Annotated in this window: 17 protein-coding genes; 12 read left to right on the top strand and 5 right to left on the bottom strand. The window is 72.6% G+C overall.

Annotated elements, in window-relative coordinates; genetic code table 11:
• Window positions 1-165: 165 nt before the first annotated feature.
• The 8 genes from WMF12_RS08340 to WMF12_RS08375 all read left to right on the top strand — a co-directional run bounded on the left by WMF12_RS08340 (window position 166) and on the right by WMF12_RS08375 (window position 11,016).
• Window positions 166-693 carry a response regulator gene (locus WMF12_RS08340; RefSeq protein WP_437745072.1) on the top strand — a complete coding sequence of 176 codons (528 nt, stop codon included), beginning with the start codon at window positions 166-168 and terminating at the stop codon, window positions 691-693.
• Window positions 693-2,957 carry a chemotaxis protein CheA gene (locus tag WMF12_RS08345; RefSeq protein ID WP_437869895.1) on the top strand — a complete coding sequence of 755 codons (2,265 nt, stop codon included), beginning with the start codon at window positions 693-695 and terminating at the stop codon, window positions 2,955-2,957. Before WMF12_RS08340 ends, WMF12_RS08345 begins: the two co-directional genes overlap by 1 nt.
• Entirely contained in the window at window positions 2,950-3,486 is a 537-nt protein-coding gene (locus tag WMF12_RS08350) for a chemotaxis protein CheW (RefSeq protein ID WP_012234230.1), read from the top strand. Before WMF12_RS08345 ends, WMF12_RS08350 begins: the two co-directional genes overlap by 8 nt.
• A gap of 57 nt (window positions 3,487-3,543) precedes the next feature.
• On the top strand, window positions 3,544-4,035 hold the full coding sequence (locus WMF12_RS08355; RefSeq protein WP_012234231.1) for a chemotaxis protein CheW: 492 nt from the start codon (window positions 3,544-3,546) through the stop codon (window positions 4,033-4,035).
• Window positions 4,032-6,149 carry a HEAT repeat domain-containing protein gene (locus WMF12_RS08360; protein WP_437869896.1) on the top strand — a complete coding sequence of 706 codons (2,118 nt, stop codon included), beginning with the start codon at window positions 4,032-4,034 and terminating at the stop codon, window positions 6,147-6,149. The genes WMF12_RS08355 and WMF12_RS08360 overlap by 4 nt, the downstream gene beginning before the upstream one ends.
• Complete coding sequence (locus WMF12_RS08365; protein WP_437745075.1) at window positions 6,146-7,072, top strand: CheR family methyltransferase; 927 nt, start codon at window positions 6,146-6,148, stop codon at window positions 7,070-7,072. The genes WMF12_RS08360 and WMF12_RS08365 overlap by 4 nt, the downstream gene beginning before the upstream one ends.
• A 93-nt stretch (window positions 7,073-7,165) precedes the next feature.
• Window positions 7,166-8,248, top strand: a complete 1,083-nt coding sequence (gene cheB, locus WMF12_RS08370; RefSeq protein ID WP_272101288.1) for a chemotaxis-specific protein-glutamate methyltransferase CheB — start codon at window positions 7,166-7,168, stop codon at window positions 8,246-8,248.
• Window positions 8,249-8,364: 116 nt separating this feature from the next.
• Entirely contained in the window at window positions 8,365-11,016 is a 2,652-nt protein-coding gene (locus tag WMF12_RS08375) for a transglycosylase SLT domain-containing protein (RefSeq protein ID WP_437869897.1), read from the top strand.
• 50 nt (window positions 11,017-11,066) lie between these two features.
• Here WMF12_RS08375 and WMF12_RS08380 read toward each other — a convergent pair whose 3' ends face one another.
• The gene (locus WMF12_RS08380; RefSeq protein WP_437869898.1) at window positions 11,067-11,432 is read right to left on the bottom strand and encodes a cupin domain-containing protein; all 366 of its coding nucleotides are present in this window, start codon (window positions 11,430-11,432) and stop codon (window positions 11,067-11,069) included.
• Window positions 11,433-11,789: 357 nt separating this feature from the next.
• On the opposite strand from WMF12_RS08380, the gene WMF12_RS08385 reads away from it, so the two are divergent.
• The 4 genes from WMF12_RS08385 to WMF12_RS08400 all read left to right on the top strand — a co-directional run bounded on the left by WMF12_RS08385 (window position 11,790) and on the right by WMF12_RS08400 (window position 18,457).
• On the top strand, window positions 11,790-14,321 hold the full coding sequence (locus WMF12_RS08385; protein WP_437869899.1) for a protein kinase domain-containing protein: 2,532 nt from the start codon (window positions 11,790-11,792) through the stop codon (window positions 14,319-14,321).
• Window positions 14,322-14,572: 251 nt separating this feature from the next.
• Window positions 14,573-16,198: a protein kinase domain-containing protein gene (locus tag WMF12_RS08390; RefSeq protein WP_437869900.1), complete on the top strand. Its 1,626-nt coding sequence runs from the start codon at window positions 14,573-14,575 to the stop codon at window positions 16,196-16,198.
• Between the two features lie 5 nt (window positions 16,199-16,203).
• Window positions 16,204-18,126, top strand: coding sequence for a protein kinase domain-containing protein (locus tag WMF12_RS08395; protein ID WP_437869901.1), 1,923 nt, complete (start codon window positions 16,204-16,206; stop codon window positions 18,124-18,126).
• Window positions 18,127-18,220: 94 nt separating this feature from the next.
• The gene (locus tag WMF12_RS08400; protein ID WP_437869902.1) at window positions 18,221-18,457 is read left to right on the top strand and encodes a hypothetical protein; all 237 of its coding nucleotides are present in this window, start codon (window positions 18,221-18,223) and stop codon (window positions 18,455-18,457) included.
• Between the two features lie 437 nt (window positions 18,458-18,894).
• On the opposite strand, the gene WMF12_RS08405 is transcribed toward WMF12_RS08400, so the two are convergent.
• The 4 genes from WMF12_RS08405 to WMF12_RS08420 all read right to left on the bottom strand — a co-directional run bounded on the left by WMF12_RS08405 (window position 18,895) and on the right by WMF12_RS08420 (window position 24,663).
• A complete protein-coding gene (locus tag WMF12_RS08405; protein WP_437869903.1) occupies window positions 18,895-20,256 on the bottom strand; it encodes a hypothetical protein in 1,362 nt (453 codons plus the stop codon).
• 351 nt (window positions 20,257-20,607) lie between these two features.
• Window positions 20,608-21,639, bottom strand: a complete 1,032-nt coding sequence (locus WMF12_RS08410; protein WP_437869904.1) for a PEGA domain-containing protein — start codon at window positions 21,637-21,639, stop codon at window positions 20,608-20,610.
• Between the two features lie 317 nt (window positions 21,640-21,956).
• Window positions 21,957-23,591, bottom strand: a complete 1,635-nt coding sequence (locus WMF12_RS08415) for a hypothetical protein (protein WP_437869905.1) — start codon at window positions 23,589-23,591, stop codon at window positions 21,957-21,959.
• Between the two features lie 31 nt (window positions 23,592-23,622).
• Window positions 23,623-24,663 (bottom strand): PEGA domain-containing protein, encoded by a 1,041-nt coding sequence (locus tag WMF12_RS08420; protein WP_437869906.1) that lies wholly within the window; start codon window positions 24,661-24,663, stop codon window positions 23,623-23,625.
• Window positions 24,664-24,668 lie beyond the last annotated feature (5 nt).

Consider the following 24,668-nt stretch of genomic DNA (forward strand, 5'->3'; position numbering starts at 1 on the left):
CCCGCGCGGCCGCCTCGCCGATCGTGCAGGGAGGCGCTCGCGCTGGTTTACTCCGGGAGGGAGACCGCCGTACATAGGCCCGCGCGCCTCGAAGACCGCGCGCGTCGCCTCCGGGCGCTCAGCGAGTTGGTCTCCCCGGGCCGATTTCCGTTACCCTGTCGCCGCATGGCACGCATCCTGATCGTCGAGGACTCGCCGGCAATGCGAGCGTACATCCGCTCGACGCTGGAGGACCGCGTGCTTGGGCTCGCGGGCGACGTCGACATCGTGGAGGCCGTGAACGGCTTCGACGCGCTCCGGCTCCTGCCGCGCGGCGCGTTCGACCTCGTGATCACCGACATCAACATGCCCGACATCAACGGGCTCGAGGTGATCCGCTTCGTCCGGCAGAGCGACCGCTACCGGCACGTCGCGATCCTCATCATCTCCACGCAGGCGACCGAACGCGACATCCAGCGCGGGCTCCGCCTCGGCGCCGACCGCTTCCTCCCGAAGCCGTTCACGCCCGAGGCCCTGCGCGACGCGGTGGTCGCGAGCCTCGACGCGCGGGCCGAGGCGCCGCAGGCCGGCGCCTCGCCGTCCGCTGACGGCGCCGCCGGCGTCGACGATCGCGCTTCCGCTGCCTCCCCGCGCGCGGAGGAGCCCGCGGCCCGCGCCAAGCAGCCCGGCTCCGGCGAGGGAGGCGGCGGCTGATGGTCGAGAGCGGCGATCGGGCGCGCGAAGAGTTCTTCTCGGAAGCGCAGGAGATCGTCGAGGGGCTCGGGCGCGACCTCCTCGCGCTCGACGAGGCGGTGCGGACCAACAAGGTCGACCCCGACGTCATCAACGACGTCTTCCGCGCCGTGCACACCCTGAAGGGGCTCGCCGGGCTCTTCGGCGCGACCCGGATGGCCACCCTCTCGCACGAGCTCGAGGAGCTGCTCGACAACCTCCGCCTCGGGCGCATCGAGATCAGCGCGTCGGTCCTCGACCTCCTGTTCCGCAGCGTCGAGCTCTACGGGCGCATCCTCCAGAACGAGAAGGACGGGCGCGACGCGCCGATGCCCGAGGTCGACGACCTCCTGCGCCAGCTGCACCAGGACGCAGGCCCGAGCGCGGCCGGCCTCCCCGACGACAACTACGATCTCGATCCGGGGCTGCTCTCCGTGCTCACCGAGTACGAAGAGCACCGGCTGCGCACGAACATCGCGAGCGGGATGACCCTGTTCCGGCTCCGCGTGCAGTTCCACCTCGCCACGATCGATCAGGCCCTCGACGACCTGAAGATCACCGCGAAGCCGTACGGCGAGATCATCACCTACCTGCCGACCGGCGCGGGCGCGGACCAGGACTCGATCGAGCTCGACATCCTGATGGCCTCGCGCGCGCCGCTCGAGGAGCTCCAGCGCGCGCTGCACCAGGCCGGCGCCGCCGTCGAGGAGATCCCCCGGCGCAACAACAACGGCCACGGCCGGGTCGCCCCGCCGGGCATGCCGTCGATGTCCGCGGCGCTCCGGGGCGGCGCGCCGACCGGCGTGTCGCGGGCCGTCGACCTGACCGGCTCGATGTCGGCGGCGAGCCCGCCGTCGAGCGCGCGCGGCAACCGCAAGGGGGAGCTCAGCTCCATCCGCTCCGTCGCGCAGACGGTGCGGGTCGACATCCACAAGCTCGACCGGCTGATGAACATCGTCGGCGAGCTCGCCCTCGTCCGCTCCGCGCTCGGCCGCCTCGTCGAGCGGCTCCGCGCGGCGCCCACCGAGCGCGAGCTCTCCCTCGATCTCCACAGGCTCCAGCGGACGTTCGACCGGCACCTCGCCCAGATGCAGGCGGGCATCCTCGAGGTCCGGATGGTCCCGCTCGGGCAGGTCTTCGACAAGCTCGCGCGCGTCGTCCGCCAGATCAGCCGCGACGCCGACAAGCTCGTGAACCTCGTCATCACGGGCGCCGAGACCGAGGTCGACAAGCTCATCGTCGAGGAGCTCAGCGACCCGCTCATGCACATGATGCGCAACGCCATCGACCACGGCATCGAGTCGAAGAGCATGCGCGAGGCGGTGGGCAAGCCGGCGGTCGGCACGATCGCGCTGAACGCCTTCCAGAAGGGCAACCACGTCGTCATCGAGATCGAGGACGACGGCAAGGGCATCGACGTCGACAAGCTGCTCGACGCCGCCCTGCGCCGCGGCGTCATGACCCAGGAGGACGCGCGGACGACGAGCTACCGCGAGGTGCTGAACCTCATCTTCCAGCCGGGCATCTCGACCAAGACCGACGTCAGCGAGATCTCGGGGCGCGGCGTCGGGATGGACGTCGTGAAGACGAACATCAGCAAGCTCGGCGGCGTCATCGACGTGCACAGCGAGCCCGGCATCGGCACCAAGATGACGGTCACGCTGCCGATCACGCTCGCGATCATCAGCGCGCTCATCGTCCGGGTCGCCGACCGGCTGTTCGCGATCCCGCTGACCAACGTGCAGGAGGCGGTCGCGCTCGACGAGGCCACGGTGCGCCAGATCGACGGCCGCGAGATGATCACGCTGCGCAACAGCACGCTCCAGCTCTGCTACCTGGCGCGGCTCTTCGGCCTGAACGAGGAGGAGGAGCTCAGCGCGCGCATCGCCGGCCTGCTCGGCGGCGCGCGCGGCGGCTCGGCGGCGCGCGCCGCGGTGGGCGGCGGGCGCCGGGGCGACGGCGGCCGCGCGACGCTCGGGCTCCAGGGGGGCAGCAAGCGCAAGTACATCGTCGTCGCGTCGGTCGGCGCGCGCAGGCTGGGCCTCGTCGTGAGCACGCTCATCGGGCAGCAGGACGTCGTGATCAAGGCGCTCGGCCCGTCGCTCTCCTCGGTGCGCGGCTTCTCCGGCGCCACCGAGCTCGGCGACCAGCGCATCGCGCTCGTCCTCGACGCCCCCGCGCTCATCGAGGAGATCCTCCACGGCGGGGACCGGCAGCGCAACGATCCGCGGAGCACCCATGGCTAACCTCACCCGAAGGCCCGCCCGGATACCGGTCTCGAAGCGGAACTCGCGCGCGCAGGCGAGCGGCCCGCGGACCGAGTACCTCGCGTTCACGCTCGCGGGCGACACCTACGCCGCGCCCGTCTCGCTCGTGCGCGAGATCCTGAAGCCGCCCCCGCTCACCCCGGTGCCGCGCGCGCCGGACTCGACGATGGGCATCGTCAGCGTGCGCGGGCAGCTCGTCACCGTCATCGATCTGCGGCGGCGGATGCGGCTGCACGAGAGCGCGGCGCAGCGGCGGGCGCGCATCCTGCTCGTCGACGCGGCGAACGGCGAGACGCTCGGCCTCTTCGTCGACGAGGTCCAGCAGGTCTACCGGCTCGCCGACGCCGAGATCGAGCACGCCGCGACGGCGCTCGGGGGGGACGTGGCGGGCTACATCGCCGGCATCGCCCGGCCCATGCACGGGGCGAGCGCGTCGGATGGCACCCAGGGCGAGGCGCAGCCGCGCGTCATCATCCTGCTCGACCTGCAGGCCATACTCGCGTCCTAACGGACGATTTCGTCCGCGCCCGGGCGGCTCGTAGAGCCCGGGCGCTCGGAGGCTCAGATGCCGTTGACTGGAGAGCGCAGCCGTCCCGACCCGCAGAAGAGCCTCGTCGGCTTTGTGGTCGGCGACGTCCACTACGCGATCGACATCACGCGGGTCCGCGAAATCGTGAATCCGCTCGAGGTGACCACGCTGCCGCACACGCCCCCCGAGGTCGCCGGCGTCGCGAACCACCGCGGCGAGGTGGTGCCGGTCATCGAGCTCCGCGTGCGCTTCGGGCTGCCTCCGGTCGATCCGACCCGCAGCACCAAGTGGATCCTTGTCGACGTGGGGACGCATACGGTGGGGCTCGTGGTCGACGCGGTGACGGAGGTCTTCGGGACGAGCGGCGATTACCGGCCGACGCCGCCGGTGGGCGGCAGCAGCGATCTGCGCGGCATCACGGGGGTGACGACCCACGACGAGCGGATGATCTTCGTGCTCGACGTCGGGCGCTTCATCGAGCTCGCCCTCGCGCTCGCCGCGTCGGGCGCCCTCCTGGAGGCCCCGTGAGCCGCGCGTTCGACGATCTGGGTCCGTTCGAGGGCCCGCGCGCGGGCGACGCGGGCTCCTGGCCGGCCGAGCCCGAGTCCATCTCGCCCAGCGTGCGGAGCACGCCGATGCCGATCGCGGTCATCGCCGCGGCGCTCTCCGCGGACGACGCCGAGGAGCGCCGCCAGGCGGCCGCGCGGCTCGGCAGGGCCGACGTCGTCGAGGCGTTGCCGCTGCTGCTCCGCGCGCTCGGCGATCCCGACTGGCGCGTCCGCAAGGAGGCGACCTACGCCTGCCACCGGCTGATCCAGGCCGCGCCGGCCTCCGCGCCGGCGCAGGCCGTCGAGGGGGAGCGGCCGGCCTCACCCGGCGCCGGCGCGGAGGGCGAGCGGCCGTCCGCCCCGCAGCTCCTCGTCGCGGCGCTCCTCGACGCGCTTCAGAAGAGCGAGGACGTCGGCCTCAGGAACGCGGCCATCGAGGTGCTCGGCTACTGCGGCCGAGACGCCACGCCGGCGCTCGTCGACGCGCTCGGCGCGCTCGCGGGGGACGAGCGCAAGCTCGTCGTCGACGCGCTCGGCCGCACGCGCGACCCGGCGGCGCTCGACCCGCTCTACGCGGCGCTCGCCGAGCAGGACGACAACCTGCGGCAGAGCGCGATCGAGGCGATCGCCGGGATGGGGCTCATCGCGCGCGAGCGGGTGACGGACATCCTGTACGAGCGGCTCGCCGATCGGGATCGCTTCGTGCGCCTGACCTCGCTGAACGGGCTGAACGGGCTCGAGGCGCCGGTGCCGTGGCGGGTGCTCTCGTCGCTCATCGACGACCCGATCCTCCGGCCGGCGGCGCTGGTCGCCGCGGCGCTCGCGGAGAGCCCGGAGGCGCCGCGGGCGCTCTGCGCGGCGCTCGCGACGGCGCGGGGCGGCGCGTTCGCGCAGCTCGTCCGGGCGCTCGCGCGGCTCGCCGAGGGGCCGCTCGCGTCGCACGCGGTGGACGCGCTCCGGGCGGCGCCGCCCGAGGTGGGCGCCCGCCTCGTGCAGGCCGCCGCCGGCGCGCCGGGCTCGGGCGGCGCGGAGCCCCCGTCGTGGCGCGGCCTCGGCGCGGATCCGGTGAGCGGGCGCGCCCAGGCGCTCTTGCTCGCGGCGATGGCGCGCGCCCCGGGCGCGGCCGACGCCGCGGTGCAGGCCATGATCGAGCCCGCGCTCGTCGAGACGGCGCAGCGCGCGCTGGGGCTGCTCGGCGCGGAGGCGCTGCCCTCGGTGCTGTCCTACCTCGAGCGCCACATCGATCCCGACCCGGATCTCTGGGAGGGCGTCGACGACGCGACGGCCGCGCTCCTCGACGGCGCCGTGGCGATCGCGGAGCAGGGCGGGCGCGAGGGCGCGCTGGACGGCGAGCGGCCCGACATCGACGCGACGCTCGCCGAGCTGCTCGGCGCGGTGCGGCGGTCGGTCCGGAGCCCCTCGACGCTCGTGGCGACCAGCGCGCTCTACGGGCTCGCGAAGATCGGGGCCGCGGTCGACTTCCCGCTCATCGTGTCGCAGACGCGCGCGATCTCGCTGCCGGTGGCGCGCGCGGCGGAGAGCGCGCTCGCGGGGCTCACGGAGCGCTACCCCGAGACGGCGCGCGAGCTCGCGCGCGGGCTCGCGCTGGCGGAGGACACCCAGCTCGCGGCGGCGATCGTGATCGAGGCGCTCGGCGACGCGGAGCCGGAGGAGATCGCGTTCCTCACGAGCGCCGCGTCGGCGGGGGACGTGCGCGCGCGCCGCGCGGCCGTGACCGCGATCGCGGCGGCGGCGGGCGTCTCTGCGCTCGACGTGCTGAGCCTCTCCCTGGCCGACGAGGAGCGCGAGGTCCGGCTCGCCGCGGCGCGCGCGCTGGGCCGCCTGTACGCGTCGCTCTCGGACCGCGCGAGCGACGAGCGGGCGCGCGCGCGCGAGCTGCTCGGGCTGGTGCGCGCGTCGGGGGAGCCCGATCTCATCGCGGCCGCGGCGCAGGGGGGCGCGCCGTTCCGCTCGGATCCTCCCTGGAGCGACGCCGCGGAGCGGCCGAGCGCGCCCGTGGCGATCGACGGCGGTGAGGCCCCGGCGTCCCCCTCGGGGATGACCGGCGGGCCGCCGTCGGGGAAGGTGCTGTGAACCGGCGGCGGGACGACGAGATCCGCCTCTTGCCTGACGAGTTCCAGAGGCTGCGTGACCTGTTCAACAAGCACTGCGGGCTCCACTTCGGGCCCGAGGCGCGCACGTCGATGGAGCGCCGGCTGCGCGAGCGGGTGGTCGAGCTCGGGCTCTCGTCGTTCGCGCAGTATTACGAGTACCTGCGCTTCCACAGCCGCGGGCGCGCCGAGCTCGACGAGGCGCTCGAGCTCATCACGGTCAACGAGACGTATTTCTTCCGCGAGGACTACCAGCTGCGCGCGCTCATGACCGAGCTCGTGCCCATGATCGTCAAGGCGGGGGGCGCCAAGGGCCGGCTGTCCATCTGGAGCGCGGGCTGCTCGACGGGCGAGGAGGTCTACTCGATCGCGATCGCCGCGCGGGAGTCCGGCGCCGCGGAGCGCCGCGAGGTCCGCATCTTCGGCAGCGACATCTCCCGCCGCTGCGTGATCGCGGCGCGCAGGGGGGTGTACGGCGCCTCGTCGTTCCGCGCGACGCCGCCCGAGCTCAAGCGGCGCTACTTCGTGGAGCGCCCGGACGGGTTCCACGTTGTGGACGAGCTGCGGGCGCTCTGCCAGTTCGGCCACCTGAACCTGCTCGACTCGTCGCGGGCGGCGGTGATCGGGCGCGTGGACGTCATCTTTTGCCGCAACGTCCTCATCTATCTGGACGAGGAGTCGCGGCGCCGCGTGATCGACATCTTCTACGAGCGCCTCTCGTCCGGCGGGTTCCTCCTGCTGGGCCACTCCGAGTCGCTCCTGAACGTCACGACCGCGTTCGAGCTCGTGCACCTTCGGGAGGATCTCGTGTACCGCAAGCCGGCGGCCACGCTGCGTCTGGGGATCCCGGAGATCTCGCCCGATCGGGGCGGCCCGGAGCGGGGCGGCGGGGAGGAGGGCGGATGAGGCGCCGACGAAGTCGAGGCTGCGCAGGCGACGGTTGGTCCCATGGCGCTCCGGGTGGGGTAGAATGAACCTCCGGCGGAAGGTTTTGCGCTCATGACATTCGCTCCCCTGCGCGTGCTCGTCGTCGACGACTCCGCGTACAACCGGCGCAACATCGCCGAGATCTTGAGCGGAAGCGACGAGATCGAGGTCGTGGGCAAGGCCGGTGACGGCGACGACGCGCTCCGTCAAGCCGCGCAGCTCCGGCCGGACGCGATCACGCTGGATCTCGAGATGCCGCGCATGGACGGCTTCACCTTCCTCCGCATCCTGATGGCGAGGCAGCCGACGCCCGTCATCATCGTCTCGAGCTACAGCCACAAGGAGAACGTCTTCAAGGCGCTCGAGCTGGGCGCCGTCGACTTCGTGGCGAAGCCGGACCGGCAGTTCACGGCGGACGCGCAGATCCGGCGGGAGATCATCCAGAAGGTCCTGCTGGTGCGCTACCTCCGCCCCCGCTCTCCGATGCCGGCCGCGCCGGCCCCGGCGCGGGCGGCGCAGCCTGCGTCGCCGCGCGCGGTGCAGGAGTCGTCGCGGCTCGGCGTCTCGCTGCGCCACCTCGTGGCGGTCGGCTCGTCGACGGGCGGGCCCACGGCGCTCCTCGAGATCTTCAACCGGATCCCGGATCGTTTCCCCGGCGCGATCTTCATCGCGCAGCACATGCCGGACAAGTTCACCCGCACGTTCGCGGAGCGGCTCGATCGGAAGGGCGGCCTCCGGGTGGTCGAGGCGCAGAACGGCGAGCAGGTGGTGGCCCGCAAGGCGTATGTGTGCCCGGGTAGGATGTGCATGGAGATCGCGGTGACGCCGGGCAGCGGGGTCGGGCTGAGCGGCGACATCCGGATCCGGGTGGGGGCGCCGGCGCCTGGGGACCGGTACGTTCCGAGCGCGGACCGGCTGTTCCGGAGCGTGGCGCAGGTGGGCGGCAGCCGCGCGGTGGGCATCATCCTGACGGGGATGGGCGACGACGGGGTGAACGGCGCGCGGGCGGTCCGCGCGGCCGGGGGCACGGTGGTGGCCGAGAGCGAGGACTCGGCGGTGGTCTACGGCATGCCCGGGGCTGCGGTGCGGGCCGGCGTCGTGAACGAGAGCCTGCCCTTCACCGCGATCGGCGACTTCATCGCGCTGCTCTCCTGAGGTGAGCTGGGTTCCAGCGGGCAGCCAAAGTTGACCCCTCGGGCGCATCGTGAGACAGGTCGGTCCCTGACATGCGGATCCGACGCGCCGCACGCAGGCTTGTATGTCTTGGCTGGTTGGCCGCCCTCTCGGGCGTCGCTTTCGACGGCCTTGCGGCGCCTCCTTCGGAGGTAGCGGGGCCTGCGGCCGGTGCGCCGAAGGCGGAGCCGGCGAAGGCCGACGCGGCCAAGGCGGAGCCGGTGAAGGCGGAGCCGGCGAAGGCGGAGCCCGCGAAGGCTGAGCCCGCGAAGGCGGAGCCCGCGAAGGCGGAGCCGGCGAAGGCGGAGCCGGCGAAGGCTGAACCGGCGAAAGCTGAGCCCGCGAAGGCGGAGCCGGCGAAGGCCGACGCGAAGAAGGACGGGCCGGCCGAGGGCAAGGCGGAGAAGCCGGCGCCGGTCAGGGTGGCGGCCGTGTCTGGCGGGAAGGGCGGCGCGAAGAGCGCGGCCAAGGCGCCGGCGAAGGCCGCTGCGCGATCGAAGCCGTCGAAGAAGGGCGCGGCGAAGAACACGCGCAAGCCGGGGGAGCCGGGCGCGCCGGACGAGGCGGCGCGGCGGGTCATCGCCGGCACAGCGACACCGGCGGGGGCGAGCACAGGCGAGTCGCCCGAGCTCCGCACGCTGCGCGCGATCGACCTGGCGCTGTTTCCCGGCGTGGCCCCGAGCGCCGGGCCCGCGTGGCCGGTCGACGGCACGCTCCTGCTCGGCGCGGGCGAGCCGCGCCTCGAGGTCTCCGGCCTGCCGCCCGCGGGCCTGCCCGCCCCGCTGGCGGAAGCGGAGGAGACCCGCGACATCTCCTGGCTGCGTCAGCTCGAGCTGCCCGAGATCCCGGTCCGCTGGGACGGCCGGGTGGTGCGCTACCTCGAGTACTACAAGGACGACCCGCGCGGCCGCTCCGCCGTGGTCACGTGGATCAAGAAGAGCGGCCGTTACGGCGCCGCCATCCGCCGCGTCCTCCGCGAGCAGGGGCTGCCGGAGGATCTCCTCTGGCTCTCGCTCGTCGAGAGCGGCTTCGACCCGACCATCCACTCCCCGGCCGGCGCGGCAGGCCTCTGGCAGTTCATGCCGGAGGGCGCGCGCATCTATGGCCTCACCGTCGACCGCTGGGTCGACGAGCGCCTGGATCCAGAGCGATCCACCTTGGCAGCGGCGCGGTACCTCTCGGATCTGCGGCGGCGTTTCGGCGGCTGGGAGCTCGCGTTCGCGGCGTACAACATGGGGTACGGGGGGCTGCTCGCGTCGATCCGGAAGTACAACACGAACGACTTCTGGGAGCTGTCGCGGCTCGAGGCGGGGATGCCGCTCGAGACGGCGCTCTATGTACCGAAGATCCTCGCGATCGCGATCGTGGCGCGGAACCCAGCGGTGTTCGGCTGCGATGACGTGGAGCTCGATCCGGCGGTGACGTTCGACAAGATCTCGCTGGGCTCCGGGGTGTCGCTGCAGGCGGTGGCGGCGGCCTCGGGCGCGGCGGCGCCGGAGATCGAGGCGCTCAACCCGCAGCTCGTGGCGAAGCGCACGCCGCCGTCGCCGGTGGACGCGAAGGAGCAGGCGCGCTGGGAGGTCCGGGTGCCCGCGGGCGCGGGGGCGCGCGCGGCGAAGTCGATGCCGAAGCTCCTGGAGCGCGAGCCGAAGCTCGAGCGTTACCTGGTCCGCTGGGGCGAGTCGCTCGACGACATCGCGACGTTCCGGGGGACGACGCGGTGGACGCTGCAGACGTTGAACGGCCTGCGGGCTGGCGAGCCGGTGCGTCCCGGGGCGCTGCTGTTCGTCCCGGCGGCGGAGGGCGTCGGGGCGGCGGCGGCCGAGCACCTGCTCGCGAGCGGCGCGCCGCTGTCGTCCGAGGGGAAGCCGGTCGTGGTGGTCCCGGCGCAGCGCTTCTCCTACGAGGGGCGCCGGCGGGTGTTCTATCGGGTGGTCGCGGGCGATGCGCTGCGGGATCTGGCGGCGGTGCTCTCGGTGACGCCCGACGAGATCTGCCGCTGGAACACGCTGGCGCCTGGGGCGTCGCTCCATGAGGGGATGACGCTCCAGCTGTTCGTCCCGAGGTCGCAGCGCCACGACGGCGTGTTCTTGCTCGACGAGGGCGGCGCGCGCGTCATCGAGGTCGGCTCGGAGGAGTTCTTCGCGCACTTCGAGGGGCTGAAGGGGCGGAAGCGCATCGAGATCGCGGTGCGAGAGGGGGATTCGTTCAGCAAGATCGCGAGCCGGTACGGCCTCAGCGTCGGCAGCCTGGAGCGGATCAACCAGCGCTCGCGGCGGAGCCCGCTGATGGCCGGGGATCGGCTGGTGGTGTACGTGCCGACCTCGCGACCGGACGACCCGGCGCCGGTCGAGCCGCGCGAGGATGAGGTCCGCGTGGCGTCGGCTCAGGCCGCGGGCGCGGTGGACGACGGCGACAAGGCGGCGGCCGAGCCGGTGAAGCCGGCGGTGCTGCTGACGCCCGTGGCGCCCGTCGAGGCGGGCGCGGGCGAGGGGAAGCCCGGCGGCGCGGGGGCGTCGGGCGCGGGCGAGGGGAAGCCCGGCGGCGCGGGGGCGTCGGGCGCGGGCGACCTGGCCGGAGCGAGGCCGGAGGAGAAGAAGGCCGCCGAGGGCGAGAAGAAGCCGGCGGCGGGTGGAGCGGACGACAAGAAGTCCGCGGGGCGTGGCGCCGCCGAGCCGCAGCCGGCGGGGCGCGCCAAGGGGGCGCAGGACAAGGAGAAGCCCGCGTCTGGCGCTGGCACCGCGCTGTGAGGTCCGGGTGAGCTCGGGCTTCCAGGGGGCGAGACCCCCGCCTCGTGGTCTCAGGTCTTGCCAGAGGGCGTCGCCCCGGTCTCGTCCCGCCCGTGGACGCCGGCTGGCGGGCTCGTCGCCTCCACGGCGGTGAACGGTTCGATGATCTTGTAAGAGTGCGACGCCCCCTTGGGGACCGTCCAGGAGTCGCCCGGCTCGAGGCGCACCATTTGCCCCTCGATGAGCAGCTCGGCCCGTCCAGCGATGACGAACCCTACGGTCTCGTAATCCCGCGCGGTCGGCTGTTTGGCGTCGCCTGGCGGCTCGCGTTCCCAGAGCCGCATCGACACCTGGATCCCGGAGGCCAGGTATTTTTGTCCCATCTGGCCTGTCGGAGAGCGGCCGGAGGAGACCTTCATGACGGTTGTGTCGCTCATGTGCGCCTCGCTTTCCCCACGAGTGATTTGCCGGTTGGCGACGAGCGTGGGTCCGCGCCTGGCTGGAGCGAATCGGGCTTCTCCCTCTTTCCTCGTCGGTTTTCTTCGTGCGTTCGTCCTTGCAGGGAACGTATCGCGCCAGGGAGATCTGCTGTAGGATGCCCGCACAGGAGGCTGTCCCGTGGACCTGGGGACCGGATGTCATGTCGCGCGGGCGCAGGTGGTTGACGGCTCGCGCGGCGTGAGCGCTGGGCGGCGGGGGCGTCGTGGGTGCGCCGTGGCTCGCATCGCTCTGCTGGTCGCGGCCGTCCGTGCGCGCTCCGTGACGGCGGGGCGCGTCGCGCTTCCGGAAAGCCGATGATGCCCTCGCCGAAGAGCTCGACATTGCTCGCGTCCGGTGTGCTGATCGACAGGAAGTACCGGCTCCTGCGCCAGATCGGCGAGGGGGCGATGGGCGTGGTCTGGGCGGCGGTGAACGTGGCGACGGCCCGCGAGGTGGCGCTGAAGCTGATCCACCGGCCCGAGACCGAGTTCCGGCTGCGGCTGCAGCGCGAGGCGCGCAACTGCGGGGCGCTGCGGCACCGGAACGTCATCGACATCTACGACATGGGGGAGACCGAAGCCGGGGAGCCGTTCCTGGTGATGCAGCTGCTCACGGGGGAGACCGTGGCCGAGCTGCTCGCGCGGCGGCGCCGGCTCGACCCGCCCGTGGCGGCGTCGATCGGGCGAGACGTGGCGAGGGGGCTCGCGGCGGCGCACGCGATGCACATCATCCACCGCGATCTGAAGCCGGCGAACATCTTCCTGCACCGCGAGCCGGACATGGACGAGCCGGTGGTGAAGGTGCTCGATTTCGGGGTCGCCAAGAACCTCTCGGTCAACGACGGCCTGCATACGGTGCAGGGCGGCGCGGTCGGGTCGCCGCTCTACATGAGCCCGGAGCAGGTGAGGGCCGAGCCGAACGTCGATCACCGGGCCGACATCTGGGCGCTCGGCGTCGTGTTGTTCGAGATGCTGACGGGCATGCGCCCGTTCCAGGGGGACGCGCAGGCGGTGTTCATGGGGATCTTGACGGGCGAGATCCCCACCGTGTCCAAGTACCTGAGGCGGGTGGACCAGGGGCTCGTCGACCTGATCGCCCGCTGCATGCGCAGGGATCGCGCGGACCGGATCAGCTCTGCGGCGGAGGTCGCTGCGCTGCTCGATCGGTACGCGGAGCGCGGCGTGGGTCCGGGCAGGGACGCGGCGCTGCGGCAGTCGTCGCCGGAGGGGCGGGGGGCGCTCCCGGACGAGGATGTGGACGGCGGCTGGGAGGAGTCGCAAGGCGGCACGGTGGCGCTTGCGGCGCAACCTGGGTTGGCGCTTGCGGCGCAGCCTGCGTCGGTGGCGCAACCTGGGTTGGCGCTCGCGGCGCAGCCTGCGTCGGTGGCGCACCCCGGGTCGGCGCTCGCGGCGCAGCCTGCGTCAGTGGCGCAACCCGTGTCGGTGGTGAACCGGTCGGGGAGCGTCGAGGGGGGCGCGGGAGCGCTGCCGCTGGCGCTGCTCGGTGGGGGGCCGCGGGCCCCGGTGCCGGTGCAGGAGTCGCCTGAGGCGCACAGGTCGCTGGGGCCGGGGCAGGGGGCTGCGGGGCCAGCGTCGGGCATGAGCCGCGCGGCGGATGGGGGGCCAGCGTCGGGCGCCGGCCATGCGGCGGGCGCGGTTCCTCGGCGTCCGGGCAGCTCGGGCCAGCACCTGGCCGCGGCGTCCGTGGTGCGCGCGCTGCGGGACGAGGACGTGGCGACCTTGCCCCTCACGCGGCGGAACGCGGATGCGGCCGGGGCCGCGGGGCCGCGCGCCGGGTCGGGGACCTATCCGGCGGCGGGGCCTGCCGCCGCTGCGCCTCGGCCCCCGTCGTCGTCGGTGGCGGCGTTTGCAGCGCCGGAGCCGTCCCAGGCGAGCGCGGCGCAAGCCGCTCCGGTGCAGCCTGCGCCCGTGGCGGCGCCGCAGCAGGGCTCCTGGGCGATGACGGTGCGCATGAACGCGCCGCCGATGCCCGAGGCAGGGGCGGGGCCAGGTGGCCTCGGCCCTGCTGGCGCGCTGCCGGCCGGAGGCCTCGCGGCGCCGTCGAGCTGGAGCTCGGCACCGGCCGCGAGGCTCGGCCCGGAAGCGGGCGCGAGCGCCTCGGACTCCAGGTCGGGCGCGACCACGGCAACGGGCGCGCCGCGCCAGGCCGGGAGCTCGTCGACGACCCCGCTCGTCTCGAACCACCCGTCGGTCCATCAGGTCGGGGTGCACCAGGCCCAGGACGCTCAGGAGCGGGCCCCGCACGGCGGCGAACCGAGGCGCAAGCGTACGGCCGCGACGCTCGCGATCGTGGCTGCTGCGCTGTCGCTGATCCTCGTGGGGATGCTCATCTCGCTGAGGTCGCCGGAGACATCGTCGGCCGCGCCGGAAGTGTCCGGGAGCGCGATGCCGTCGTTGGACCGCGCCGGAGGAGACACGGTCGCCGCGCCGGAGCGCGGGGGAGCGCCGTCGCGGAACGAGGAGCTCCCAGCGCAGGAACCCTCGGCGCCATCCGCGGAGGCACCGCCGGGCTCCTCGGCGCCATCCGCGGAGGCACCGCCGGGCTCCTCGGCGCTGGCGCCGCCGGGCTCCTCGGCGCTGGCGCCGGCCGTGCCCTCGGCGCCGAGCGCCCTTCCGACGAGCAGCGCGGCCGGCGCGTCGGCGCCAGGCGGCGGCGCGGGCACGGCGCCGGGGACGGCGAGCGGCGCGAAGCCGGGCAGCTCGACGCTCGGGGCGCCTCCCGCGACATCGCAGCCCGCGAAGGCTGCTCCTGCCCCATCCGCGGCCTCGTGCGCTCATCTCAGGTTCTTGGCGAAGAAGCAGTGCGAGGCGAAGCTCAAGAAATAGACTCGGCCTCTCCGCGGCTCGGGGCGCCCCTCCCGAAATGACGCCACGGTAACGCCGCGATTCCTGGGCAGCGACGACGTGGCGACGATCACGTGCGCTGAGCGCGTGCCCACACCGGAAGCGCCGGAGCCGGCTTCGCGCTCTGCGAGCCCGGCCGGCAGCTTTTCTTGACGGTGCGCTGCCTCACCTGCGACACTTCTTCCAAGCACCGTCGACCTGCTGCCACGTCCGTCCTCCAGCGAGACCACCCCATGCAGTCCCCTTCGGCTCCTGCCGCGCCGCCGCCAGGTGCGCTCATTTGCGGCAAATACCGCCTTCTTCGGCGGATCGGCGAAGGGGCGATGGGCGTCGTCTGGGCAGCGCACAACGAGGCTACCTCTCGAGAGGTCGCGCTCAAGCTGCTGGTGCGGCCCGACCCGGAGCTCCGCGTCCGGCTGCTGCGGGAGGCGCGCGCTTGCGGCGCCGTGAGCCACCGGAACATCGTCGATATCTACGATGCTGCAGAGTCGGAGAACGGCGATCCGTTCCTCGTCATGCCGCTGCTCTCCGGCGAGACGCTCTCGTCCTTGCTCAAGCGCAAGCGCAAGCTGGAGATCCACGATGCCTCGCGCATCGCTCGGGACATCGCCCGCGGCCTCTCCGCCGCGCACGAGCGGGGCATCATCCACCGCGACCTGAAGCCGTCCAACATCTTTCTCCACACCGAGCCTGGCGAGGGCGACGCCATCGTCAAGATACTCGACTTCGGCGTGAGCAAGTTCCTCGCGGGTCCTCAACAGGTGAAGACCGCGACAGGCATCCTCATCGGCTCGCCGGCGTACATGAGCCCTGAGCAGGTGCGGGCGCAGAGCGATATCGACACGCGCGCGGACCTCTGGGCGCTCGGCGTGGTGATGTTCGAGATGCTCACGAGCAGGCGGCCGATCCAGGGCAAGGCGCATGAGCTCCTGAGAAACGTGCTGCACGGCGACATCCCGGCGGTGTCCCAGTCTGTCTGGCAGATCGATCCCGGCCTCGATGCCCTGGTGACGCAGTGTCTCCAGCGCGATCGCGAGAAGCGACCGCGCTCGGCGGCCGATGTCGCGGCGGCGCTCGAGCCGTTCGTCACGCCGTCGGCGCCGCAGCGCGTGCCCTCGAGGCCGGGGTCGTCGCCGGAGCTGCGGCACGAGATCCCGCAGCAGCTCGGGCGAGGGTCGTGGGGTGGGGCCGCTCCCGGGCGGTCGCCGACGCCGGCGACCGGGACGCCGCTCCCGGCGTCCGTGGCGCATCTGCAGGCCCCGCAGGGACACCCGAACACGCCGGTGTCAGGGCCGCGCGGGGCGGTCGCGGCGCCGCAGCAGCCGACGGCGGGCGCGTGGCCGGGGCAGCCGGCGGCGGGCGCGTGGCCGGGGCAGCCGGCGGCGGGCGCGTGGTCGGGGCAGCCGGCGGCGGGCGGGGCGGCGGCACCGGGGCATCGGGAGCGGATGGCGAGCAATCCTCTGCTGGGGGACCGCGGGACGATCAAGATGTCACCGGAGCAGGCGGCCGCCTATCGATCAGAGGCCAGCGCGTCCAGCGCGTCGCCGGCGCGTCCGGCCGCTCCCCTCGGACAGGCGCTGTCGCACGGCGGCACGGTGCCGCTCGATCCGCTCCCCGAGCCGAAGAGGCCGCTTCCTGCGCCCGCCCGCTCGCCTGTCGTGTGGATCGCGATGGCCGTGGTCGCGGCGGCGCTCCTCCTGGGGATCGGCATGGCCGCGGGGTATCTCTTGCGGCGCAGCGAGGTGGAGCGCCCGAGGGACCCCGGCGGAGAGCGTGCTACCTTCCGCGTCGCCCTCTCGTTTGCGCTAGGTAAAGCGACCTCGCCCGCCGCGGCGACGCGCCTCGACCCACCCTGCTGAGCTCGATGTCCACCTCCTTCACGCAGATCGCTGCCGGCCTGGTGATCGCCGAGAAGTACAAGCTGGTGCGGCGGCTGGGAGAGGGATCCATGGGCGTCGTGTGGGCGGCGCTCAACCTGTCCACCTCGCGTGAGGTGGCGTTGAAGCTGATTCACCGCCCGGATCCCGAGCTCCGGAGGCGGCTGCAGCGTGAAGGGCGCAATGGCGGGGCGCTGCGGCACCGCAACGTCATCGACATGTATGACATGGGGGAGACCGAGTTCGGCGAGCCCTTCCTGGTGATGCAGCTGCTCACCGGAGAGACGCTCGCGGACCTGCTCGTGCGCAGGCGGCGGCTCGACGCGGACGTGGCGGCGTCGATCGGGCGAGACGTGGCGAGGGGGCTCGCGGCGGTGCACGCGCTGCACATCGTCCACCGCGATCTGAAGCCGGCGAACATCTTCCTGCACCGTGAGGCCGACGCGGACGAGCCGGTGGTGAAGGTGCTCGATTTCGGGGTCGCGAAGAACCTCGCCGTGAATGACGGCATCCGCACGGCGACGGGCGGCGCGGTGGGATCGCCGCTCTACATGAGCCCGGAGCAGGTGAGGGCCGAGCCGAACGTCGACCACCGAGCCGATATCTGGTCGCTCGGCGTGGTGCTGTTCGAGATGCTGACGGGCATGCGGCCGTTCCAGGGGGACGCGAGGGCGGTCTTCACCGGCATCCTGACGGGCGAGATACCGAAGATCTCCCGGTACGTGCGGCGGGTGGACCCGGGGCTCGTGGAGCTCGTGGCGCGGTGCATGGCGCGCCACCGGGACGAGCGGATCGGGTCGGCGGCGGAGGTGGCGGACCTCCTCGAGGGGTACACGGCGGCGGGCGCGGGCGCGAGGGCGAGCTTCGGGGGTGGGGGCGGCGGGCAGGTGGCGGCGATGGAGGCGCCCGCGTTTCCCGGCGCGGCGCCGGCAGGAGCGCCGGTGTCGCCGATGGCGAGCGGGGCGCCGGTGTCGCCGACGGCGAGCGGGGCGCCGGTGTCGCCGATGGCGAGCGGGGCGCCGGTGTCGCCGATGGCGAGCGGGGCGCCGGTGTCGCCGATGGCGAGCGGGGCGCCGGAGCGGGAGTGGAACGCCGAGCTGACCCAGAGGCTCGAGCCGGAGGCCATGGCGAGCGCCGAGGCGGCGCTGGGCGCGTCGCCCGCATGGGGCCACGGTGAGCCGGGGAAATCGACGACCGCGCCGCTCGTGCCGGGCCCGGAGGCAGCCCGAGGCGCGCAGCCGTCGCCCTGGGCAGCGCGCGCAACGCCGGTGCCTCTGCAGGCGCCGCGGACGCCGCCGCGGCGGCAGGCAGGCTGGAAGCGCCTTCCAGGCCCGGCTATCGCGGCGCTCGCCGCCGGCGCGGCTGGCCTGGTGGGCGCAGCGCTCTTCGTCGCGTTGCGCTCGTCAGCGCCCACGGAGAGCGCAGCCGGGATCGAGGCGCTGCCGGAGGCCGGGATCGAGAGCGCCGCAACGAGCGCGGCAAGGCCGCCGGACCCGCCGCCTCCGCCGGCGACCGCTGCGCCTCAGGCTTCGGTGGCGGCTGAGCCGCCCAGGGTGGATGAGCCCGCGGATGCCGGCGGGGCGAACATTGCGCCGGACGCGGGGCCGGCAGGCGTGGAGCCGGCGTTGGCGGCGCAGGGTCAGCCTGCGGTGGAGGCGCCGAATCCGCCGGCGGTGGCGTCGGTGGTCGCGGCGTCGCCTTCTGCTGCGGCGCCCGCGTCGGCGCGGTCGGTCGTTGCGGCGCAGCCCAGGATCCAGCCTCCGGCACAGCCTGCGCCCGCATCGTCGCGGCCTGCACAGCCACCTGCGGTCCGGCGGCAACCCGCAGATCCGTGCGCGGGCAAGACAGGGTTCATGCGGACGAACTGCCTACGGGACCAGGCGAAGAAGAGGGATCCCTACGCTCCCTGAGCGGTGTTGCGCGCGGGGGAGCCAGGCTTCGGTCGTTCCGGCCGCGCGAGCGCAATGGCAGGCCTGCGCAGGCGGCGGGACCTACCGGGGGCCTATGTCGGGGCCGATCGAGGCGTACAAGCGGCTTCCGGGCATGCTGCTCGCCAGCATGTACCGCTTGCACCGCAAGATCGGGCAGGGGACGATGGGGGTCGTCTGGGCCGCGACCAACGAGGCCACGGGGCGTGGCGCTCAAGGTGATCGCCCGACCGGGATCCCTCGCTGCGGAAGCGGCTCCTGCGCGAGGCGCAGCCGTGCGGCGCGCTTCAGCACCGCAACATCGTCGACGTGATCGATGTGGCTCGCACCGAGAGCGGCGAGCCGTGCCTGATCATGGAGCTGCTCGTCGGGGAGAGCGAGGCGGCGCTGCTCGAGGCGAGGCGGCGGCTGGATGTGCCGCTGGCGGTGCGGATCGCGCACGATGTGGCGGGAGGACTCGGTGGATGGGGGTGGCGCCGCACCCCACGGCGCCTGCTGCACGTGGCGCATCGCCGGGCGAGGCGCCTGCGCTGGGGAAGTCGACAAAGGGTGCCGAGCTTCGAAAATCGATGCGGGGTTTCGAAAAGCCAACGTGCCGCCGCCAGAAACCGATGCGAGACAGCAGAAGATCGATATCGCATGTCGCTGGAGCGAGGGTGGACTTCGGTAGATCGATGCGCGATGTCCCCGAGACCCGTCGGAGATCCGCGGAGGCGAGGGGCAGACCGAGGCGGAGATGGCGGCAGGACCTCACGGCGCCGGAGCGCGCTGCGGAGTCGAGAAGTCCAACATCGTGCTGGCTTGCCCCGCATCGCCGTCCTGCTCGACGTCGCTGCCTGCGCCACCGGCGCCAGGCGTGCCGAGTAGAACCATGGTGCCGTCAAGTGACGGGGAGGTGTCCGGCGTGCCCAGGAAGGCGATGCCGAGGGAATGGCCGCCCTGCCCGCCGCCGCCCCGGCCGCCGGTGCCTCCCTGGCCTCCCCTGCCGCCGGCACAGGCATCGCGCACCATAGAAGCGCCCGAACCCGTCCCGCCTGTCCCGCCGGACCCACCCGATCCGCCGGTCTGGCCGACGTTGCCGTCGCCGCCGTTGCCGCCCTTGCCGGCGATCAGGCGGACATCATGGAACGAGAGCTCTGCGTTGAGGCTGATCAGAGCGATGCTGGACCCACCTGGAGAGCCGCCCTTGCCGCCTGCACCGCCGCAGCCGCCTGCGCCGCCGTTGCCGCCGGTGGCGCCGCCGTCGGCATTACCAGGGCATTCGGTGTTCCCGCGGGAGCCGGCGCCACCCCCGCCGCCCTGGGCGGTCTTCCCGCTTTGGCCATCACGGCCGGGTACACCGGCGTAGCCGGTGATCGAGAGCTGGCCGATGCCGCGTGCCCCTGTGCCTGGGTCGCCCGGGTCACCGTCTCTACCCCTCCGGCCGTCGCTGCACGTCCCGTTCATAGCACTGTATTTGCCGGCGTTGTCATTGCTCTCCTCGCCGGGAGAACCGCTCGTGCCGGAGCCCCCGCGATCTTCGTAGCTGTTCCCGCCCCGCCCGCCGGTCGAGTCGTCGGAGGGATCTGTTGTGCCGCAATCATTGGGCAGCGGCGCTTCGGTCGTCACCGCGTCCGCAAAGCATGCTGCAGTCCCGGGGCTGCCGTCGGAGCCTGATTCGCGCTGCGGAGGAGGGGCTACCCCCGGGGCCCCGGGCGCCGCATGGCCGGCCTCGAGAGTGCACCGAACCAGGTTGACCTTGCCGTGATCGGCGATCGCTGCGATGGCGGAGGTCCCCGCATCGTTCGGATCGATCGATGGAGCAAGGACATGAAGATCCTCCAGGCGTACCGTCTCGTCCACAGCGTTCATCGTCAGCGGCACGGCCCCGGGCGACGCCGTCAGGGTGGTCTTCCTCCCGTCCCCCCACTGCCAGTTCGCGCCGCAATCGAGCCCACCAAAGAGGGTTACGCCCGCAGTCACCGTGAGCGTCTCCTCAAACCTTTCGGCGCAGGCGTACACGCGCCGCGCGTTCTCGTCCTGCTGCTGTGCGGCGAGCTGGATGGCCTCCGCGAGCGTCTTCACCGGCGCCTCGGGCGTCCCGTCGCCGCCGTCGCTCGCCGTGGCGGACACGAACACGCCGCAGCTCTCGTCCGCGGTCCAGCCCTGCCCTTCGCTGGGCACGCACACCACCGGCGGCGGCCCTCCCCCTGCACCCCCGGTCCCCCCTGCACCCCCGGTCCCCGCTGCGCCTCCGCTCCCTCCTGCGCCGCCGGTCCCCCCGACGCCCACGCCACCCGCTCCCCCTGCTCCACCCTGATTCGCTTCACAGTACATGGGCTTGTGCTCGCAATCGTCGTGACGCGAGAACGGGAAGCAGCCAGCCAGATCGAGGCTGGCGGTCGTCGTTCCAAGCACGAGCAGCGCAGCGGTACGAGCAGTCCGAGGCATCAGCCATTCTCCATTGTCTTGGGATCACCGTCGTCAGAACGCGCCCCCCACCGAGAGCCCCACGTCGTTGATTCCCACCGTGGGCGTCACCTGCACGCGGGCCTCAGGGCCGCCTACAATGGCATAGAGCAGCGTTCCGAGGCCGACCGTTCCAGCCCCCGCGAAGCTCCAGAACGCCACATTGCTGTACAGCGTGCTCTCGTCGAGCGCCTGGCCCTGCTGTGCGCACGCCGCTGGTGCGGGCGGGGTTGTACATGGGTTCCGACCGCTGGCGAGCAGCGTAGTCTTCTGCGTCTCGGCCTCTCCGGCGCTGTTGTTCGCGAGCACCGTGAAGAGCACGCCTGCCGCGGCGCCAACGCCGGTCGCGATGCCACCCCCGACGAGCACCGCCGTCCGCCCGCCGCCCCGCGACGTCCCAGGCGCTGGCGAGACGCTCCGTAGAGCGCCGGCGCGATCCGCGTCGGGCGCCGGGAGGCGCTGCAGCTCGAGGACCACCGCCGCCGTCCCGCCCGCGGTCGCCTCGACCGGCTGCGCCTGCGGCACGTACCCGTCGAGCTTCGCGCCAACCTCATGCCGGCCCGGATCGAGGAACACGGGATCCGCGAGCGGCGCTCGCCCGACGCTGGCGCCGTCGACCGTCACCTCGGCCCCGTCCGGCGCGACGCGGACCGTGACGGCCGCGACCTGCGCCCGCGCCTCCTGCAGCGACGCCTCCGCGCGCTGCCGCTCCTGGACCTTCGTCGCAGGGGCCTCGCGGAGGTAGAGCGTGAGGTACTCGGCCGCGTCGCGGGGCTTGCCCACGCGGAGGCAGGCCACGCCCAGGTTCGAGGCGATCTGGTAGTGCGGCTTGAGTCCCCACGCCGCGAGGAACGCCGCGTGCGCATCGGCCCACTTCCCCGCCTGGGCCGCCTTCACCCCGTCTTCGAAGAGCTGGCGCGCCTTGTCCGTCAGCGCGTCGCTCTCCTGCGCCTCGGCTCGAGGGGCCGCTTGCTGTGCACCGGCGACAGGTGCCAGCAAGGCGATGGCTACGCTCAAGGTCCACAGCAGCGGGCGGTTCGTCGTCATGATGAGTCCGGCGGTGCTTCAGGGTGCCGCGGTTCGGAAGATGGGTACAGCGGTACTTTACTCACCCTGGAGCTCGAACCGTACCTCTTCTGCGTGGTGACGGAAGCTTTTGTCGGCCCGTTTCACACAGGGCGTGACGGTGCAGCAGCTCCGCAGCATGCCGCCCTGCTGCCGTTTCTGCATGGCAACGGGCTTGGGCCTGGGGCTTCCTGGATGGAGAAGAGCCCTTCCGGAGTACCGGAGACCGCTGCTCCCCTCCCTTCGATTTTCTTCAGACCCCCCCGGGTGCTGCGTTACGACGCATTCAAGGATACGGATCACGGCTCCGATGTCGTCGAGCAATCCTCATTCTCTGCGAAATTCCAGCATTGGGCGGCGAGGCCATCGGCGCCCTTCGCTCCATTGTTCGGGGCGGTGCCTACTCCCGGCGCGCCTGTGCCCTCCTGGCCGAGGGTGAAGGAGGCGTTGCTGATTCCCCGGAGCTCTCCACCCCGAAAGGCGACGCCGAGAGAGTGACCGCCATGACCACCACCGCCGGGACCCCCCTTGCCGCCCCGGCCACCGCGCCCACCCGCGCAACTATCCTCAGCATCGCCTGCCCGGGCTCCGGGGTCGCCGCCTGAACTTCCGTTTCCACCGAGCTGGCCATCGCCTCCGGGCCCACCATCCCCAGCGTTGCCAGAAACCAGGCTTACTCCGTCGAGGGAGATCGTGGCGTCGATAACAACCAACGCGATGCTGGAGCCCCCGGGATGCCCCGCGTGGCCGCCTTGACCCCCACAACCCCCGCTGCCGCCTGCGCCGCCGCTCGCGCCGGGCAGCAGAAGCTTGGTTGGGCTGCCCTCACACGCCGCCGCAGTTCCCCTGGCGCCACCGCCGCCGCCCCCGCCTTGACCGGGCCTGCCTGTGCCACCTCGCAGTGCGAGCGCACCGGTGTAGCCATTCGCATCGATGGTGCCCAGGCCTTCGGAAGGACCGGCTGGCTCACCAGGCTCACCGGGGGAGCCATCCTCGCCGTTGGTGCATATCTGGTCAGCCGTTTCTCGGGTGCCGCCTGCTCCTTTTGGGGCCGACCCAGATGGGGCCGGCTTACCGGACGTGCCGTCGCCGGCGTCGGACAGCACGGGGCTTGCAACCGTACCCATCACGGTACCGCCATCGCCCCCTTTTCCTCCTTCGGATTGCCCATCCGCACACCGTGTGACTGGACCCGCTGGGCCATCGTGCGTCGCTCCTGGGCTGCATACCGCCAGGCCCGGATCGCCGCCGATGCCGTCGAGCATCGGATCGCGCGCGATGGCGCCAGCCTGCGCTCCGTTCGTGGCATTGCCAGCCTCGATCCTGCCATTGACGAGGGCGACCGTCCCGCCGTTCGCCAGCAGCGCGATCGACGACCTCCCCGGGGCGTCGGCGTCCGCGGCGCTGGCGTTCGCGGCGACGACGTCGACGTTCTCGAGCCGGCTGTTGCCGCCGTTCAGCGTGAGGGCAACGGCGTCAGCCGGTCCCTGGAGCGTCGCCCGCGCCTCGGTGGACCACGTCCAGGCTCCGTCGCAGGCCTCAAAGCCGCCGTAGATCTTCACTCCGTCGGCGAAGATCACGCCGGTGGTCTCGGCATACGTCTCTCCCGTCTCACCGCACGCATAGACCCGCTTCGGGCTCTTCGCGGCTGCCTCGGTGAAGCTCTGGAACGGCCGCTCTTTGCTGCCGTCCCCACCGCCGGCCGCGCTCGACCTCACGAAGACCCCACATGACCCGTCCGGAGGCAAGCTCTTGTCGGTGAGATCACAGTTCTTCGTCGGGTCGGGTTGGCCACCCGCACCACCTCCCGCGGTGCAAGCAGGGCCTTCGCAACCCTCGGCTGGATCGTAGCGGGACACGCATCCGACCGCCTCGGCGCCCATGGCTGCTACCGCCAGAAAGAGCACAGAAGCGAGACGGGCACGATGACGCATTTTGAACCTGCTCCCTTCCACGCGCGTCAGCTCAAAATTCCCCACGGACGACGAGCCCGGAGGCCTCCGTTCCCACGAACGGTACCACCTGTACGATCGGAGGTGACGCGGCCGGCCTCATCGTCACGAGCCCATAAACAAGCGTCCCAACCCCGATAGCTCCGCCCGCCACGAAGCTCCAGAACGCTGAGTTCGTGAGATCCACCTTGGCGAAGACGGTGTCCTTCAGCTCTGCGCATTTGGGCGGGTTGATGTCAGGGCAGAGCGCGGACCCGTCGCCGTCCCTGATCAATTCTTGCCTCAGCGTCTCGGCGTCACCCGCCCGCCCGTTGGCCAGCACCGTGAGCACCACGCCCGCCGCTACGCCAGCGCCGGCCGCGATCCCACCGCCCAGAAGCACCGTCGTCCGCACCTTGTTGCGCGGCGCCTCTGACATCGGAGGAATCGGCGTGCCGACGCTGCCTTCGAACGGGGCGGATGGCGTGCGCTCAAGCTTCAGCACCACCGTCTCCGTGCTCCCCGCCACTGTTGCAATCGGCCGCATGGCAGGCGCGTGGCCCTCGAGCTTCGCGCCGATCTCATGCTTCCCTGGATCGAGAAACACCGGATCCAGAAGTGGCGCCTTGCCCACGACCGCCCCGTCGACGGTCACCTCCGCCCCTGCCGGCGCGACCTGCACCGTGACGGACGCGATCTTCGCGAGCGCCTCTTTCAGCGACCCCTCCGCGCTCTGCCGCTCCTTCACCTTCGTGGCAGGCGCCTCGCGGAGATACCGTGTCAGGTACTCCGCGGCCTCACGATTCCTGCCCAGTTTCAGGCAGGTCACGCCCAGATTCGACGCGATCTGATAATGCGGCTTGATGGCCCACGCTGCGAGGAACGACGCATGCGCATCGGCCCATTTCCCTGCCGCTGCGGCCTGTCTCCCCTCTTCGTAAAGCTGCCGCGCCTTGTCCGTCAGCGCGTCGGTCTCGCCGGCGGCGGCGGGGGTGGCCGGCTGCTGCGCGCTCGCCGCCTGCGCCGTCAACGCCACGGCCACGCTCCAACACCACAGCAGCGGACGCTTCTTCATCGTCG

This window comes from Sorangium sp. So ce363, assembly GCF_051520435.1.
Taxonomy (GTDB): Bacteria; Myxococcota_A; Polyangia; order Polyangiales; family Polyangiaceae; genus Sorangium; species Sorangium cellulosum_B.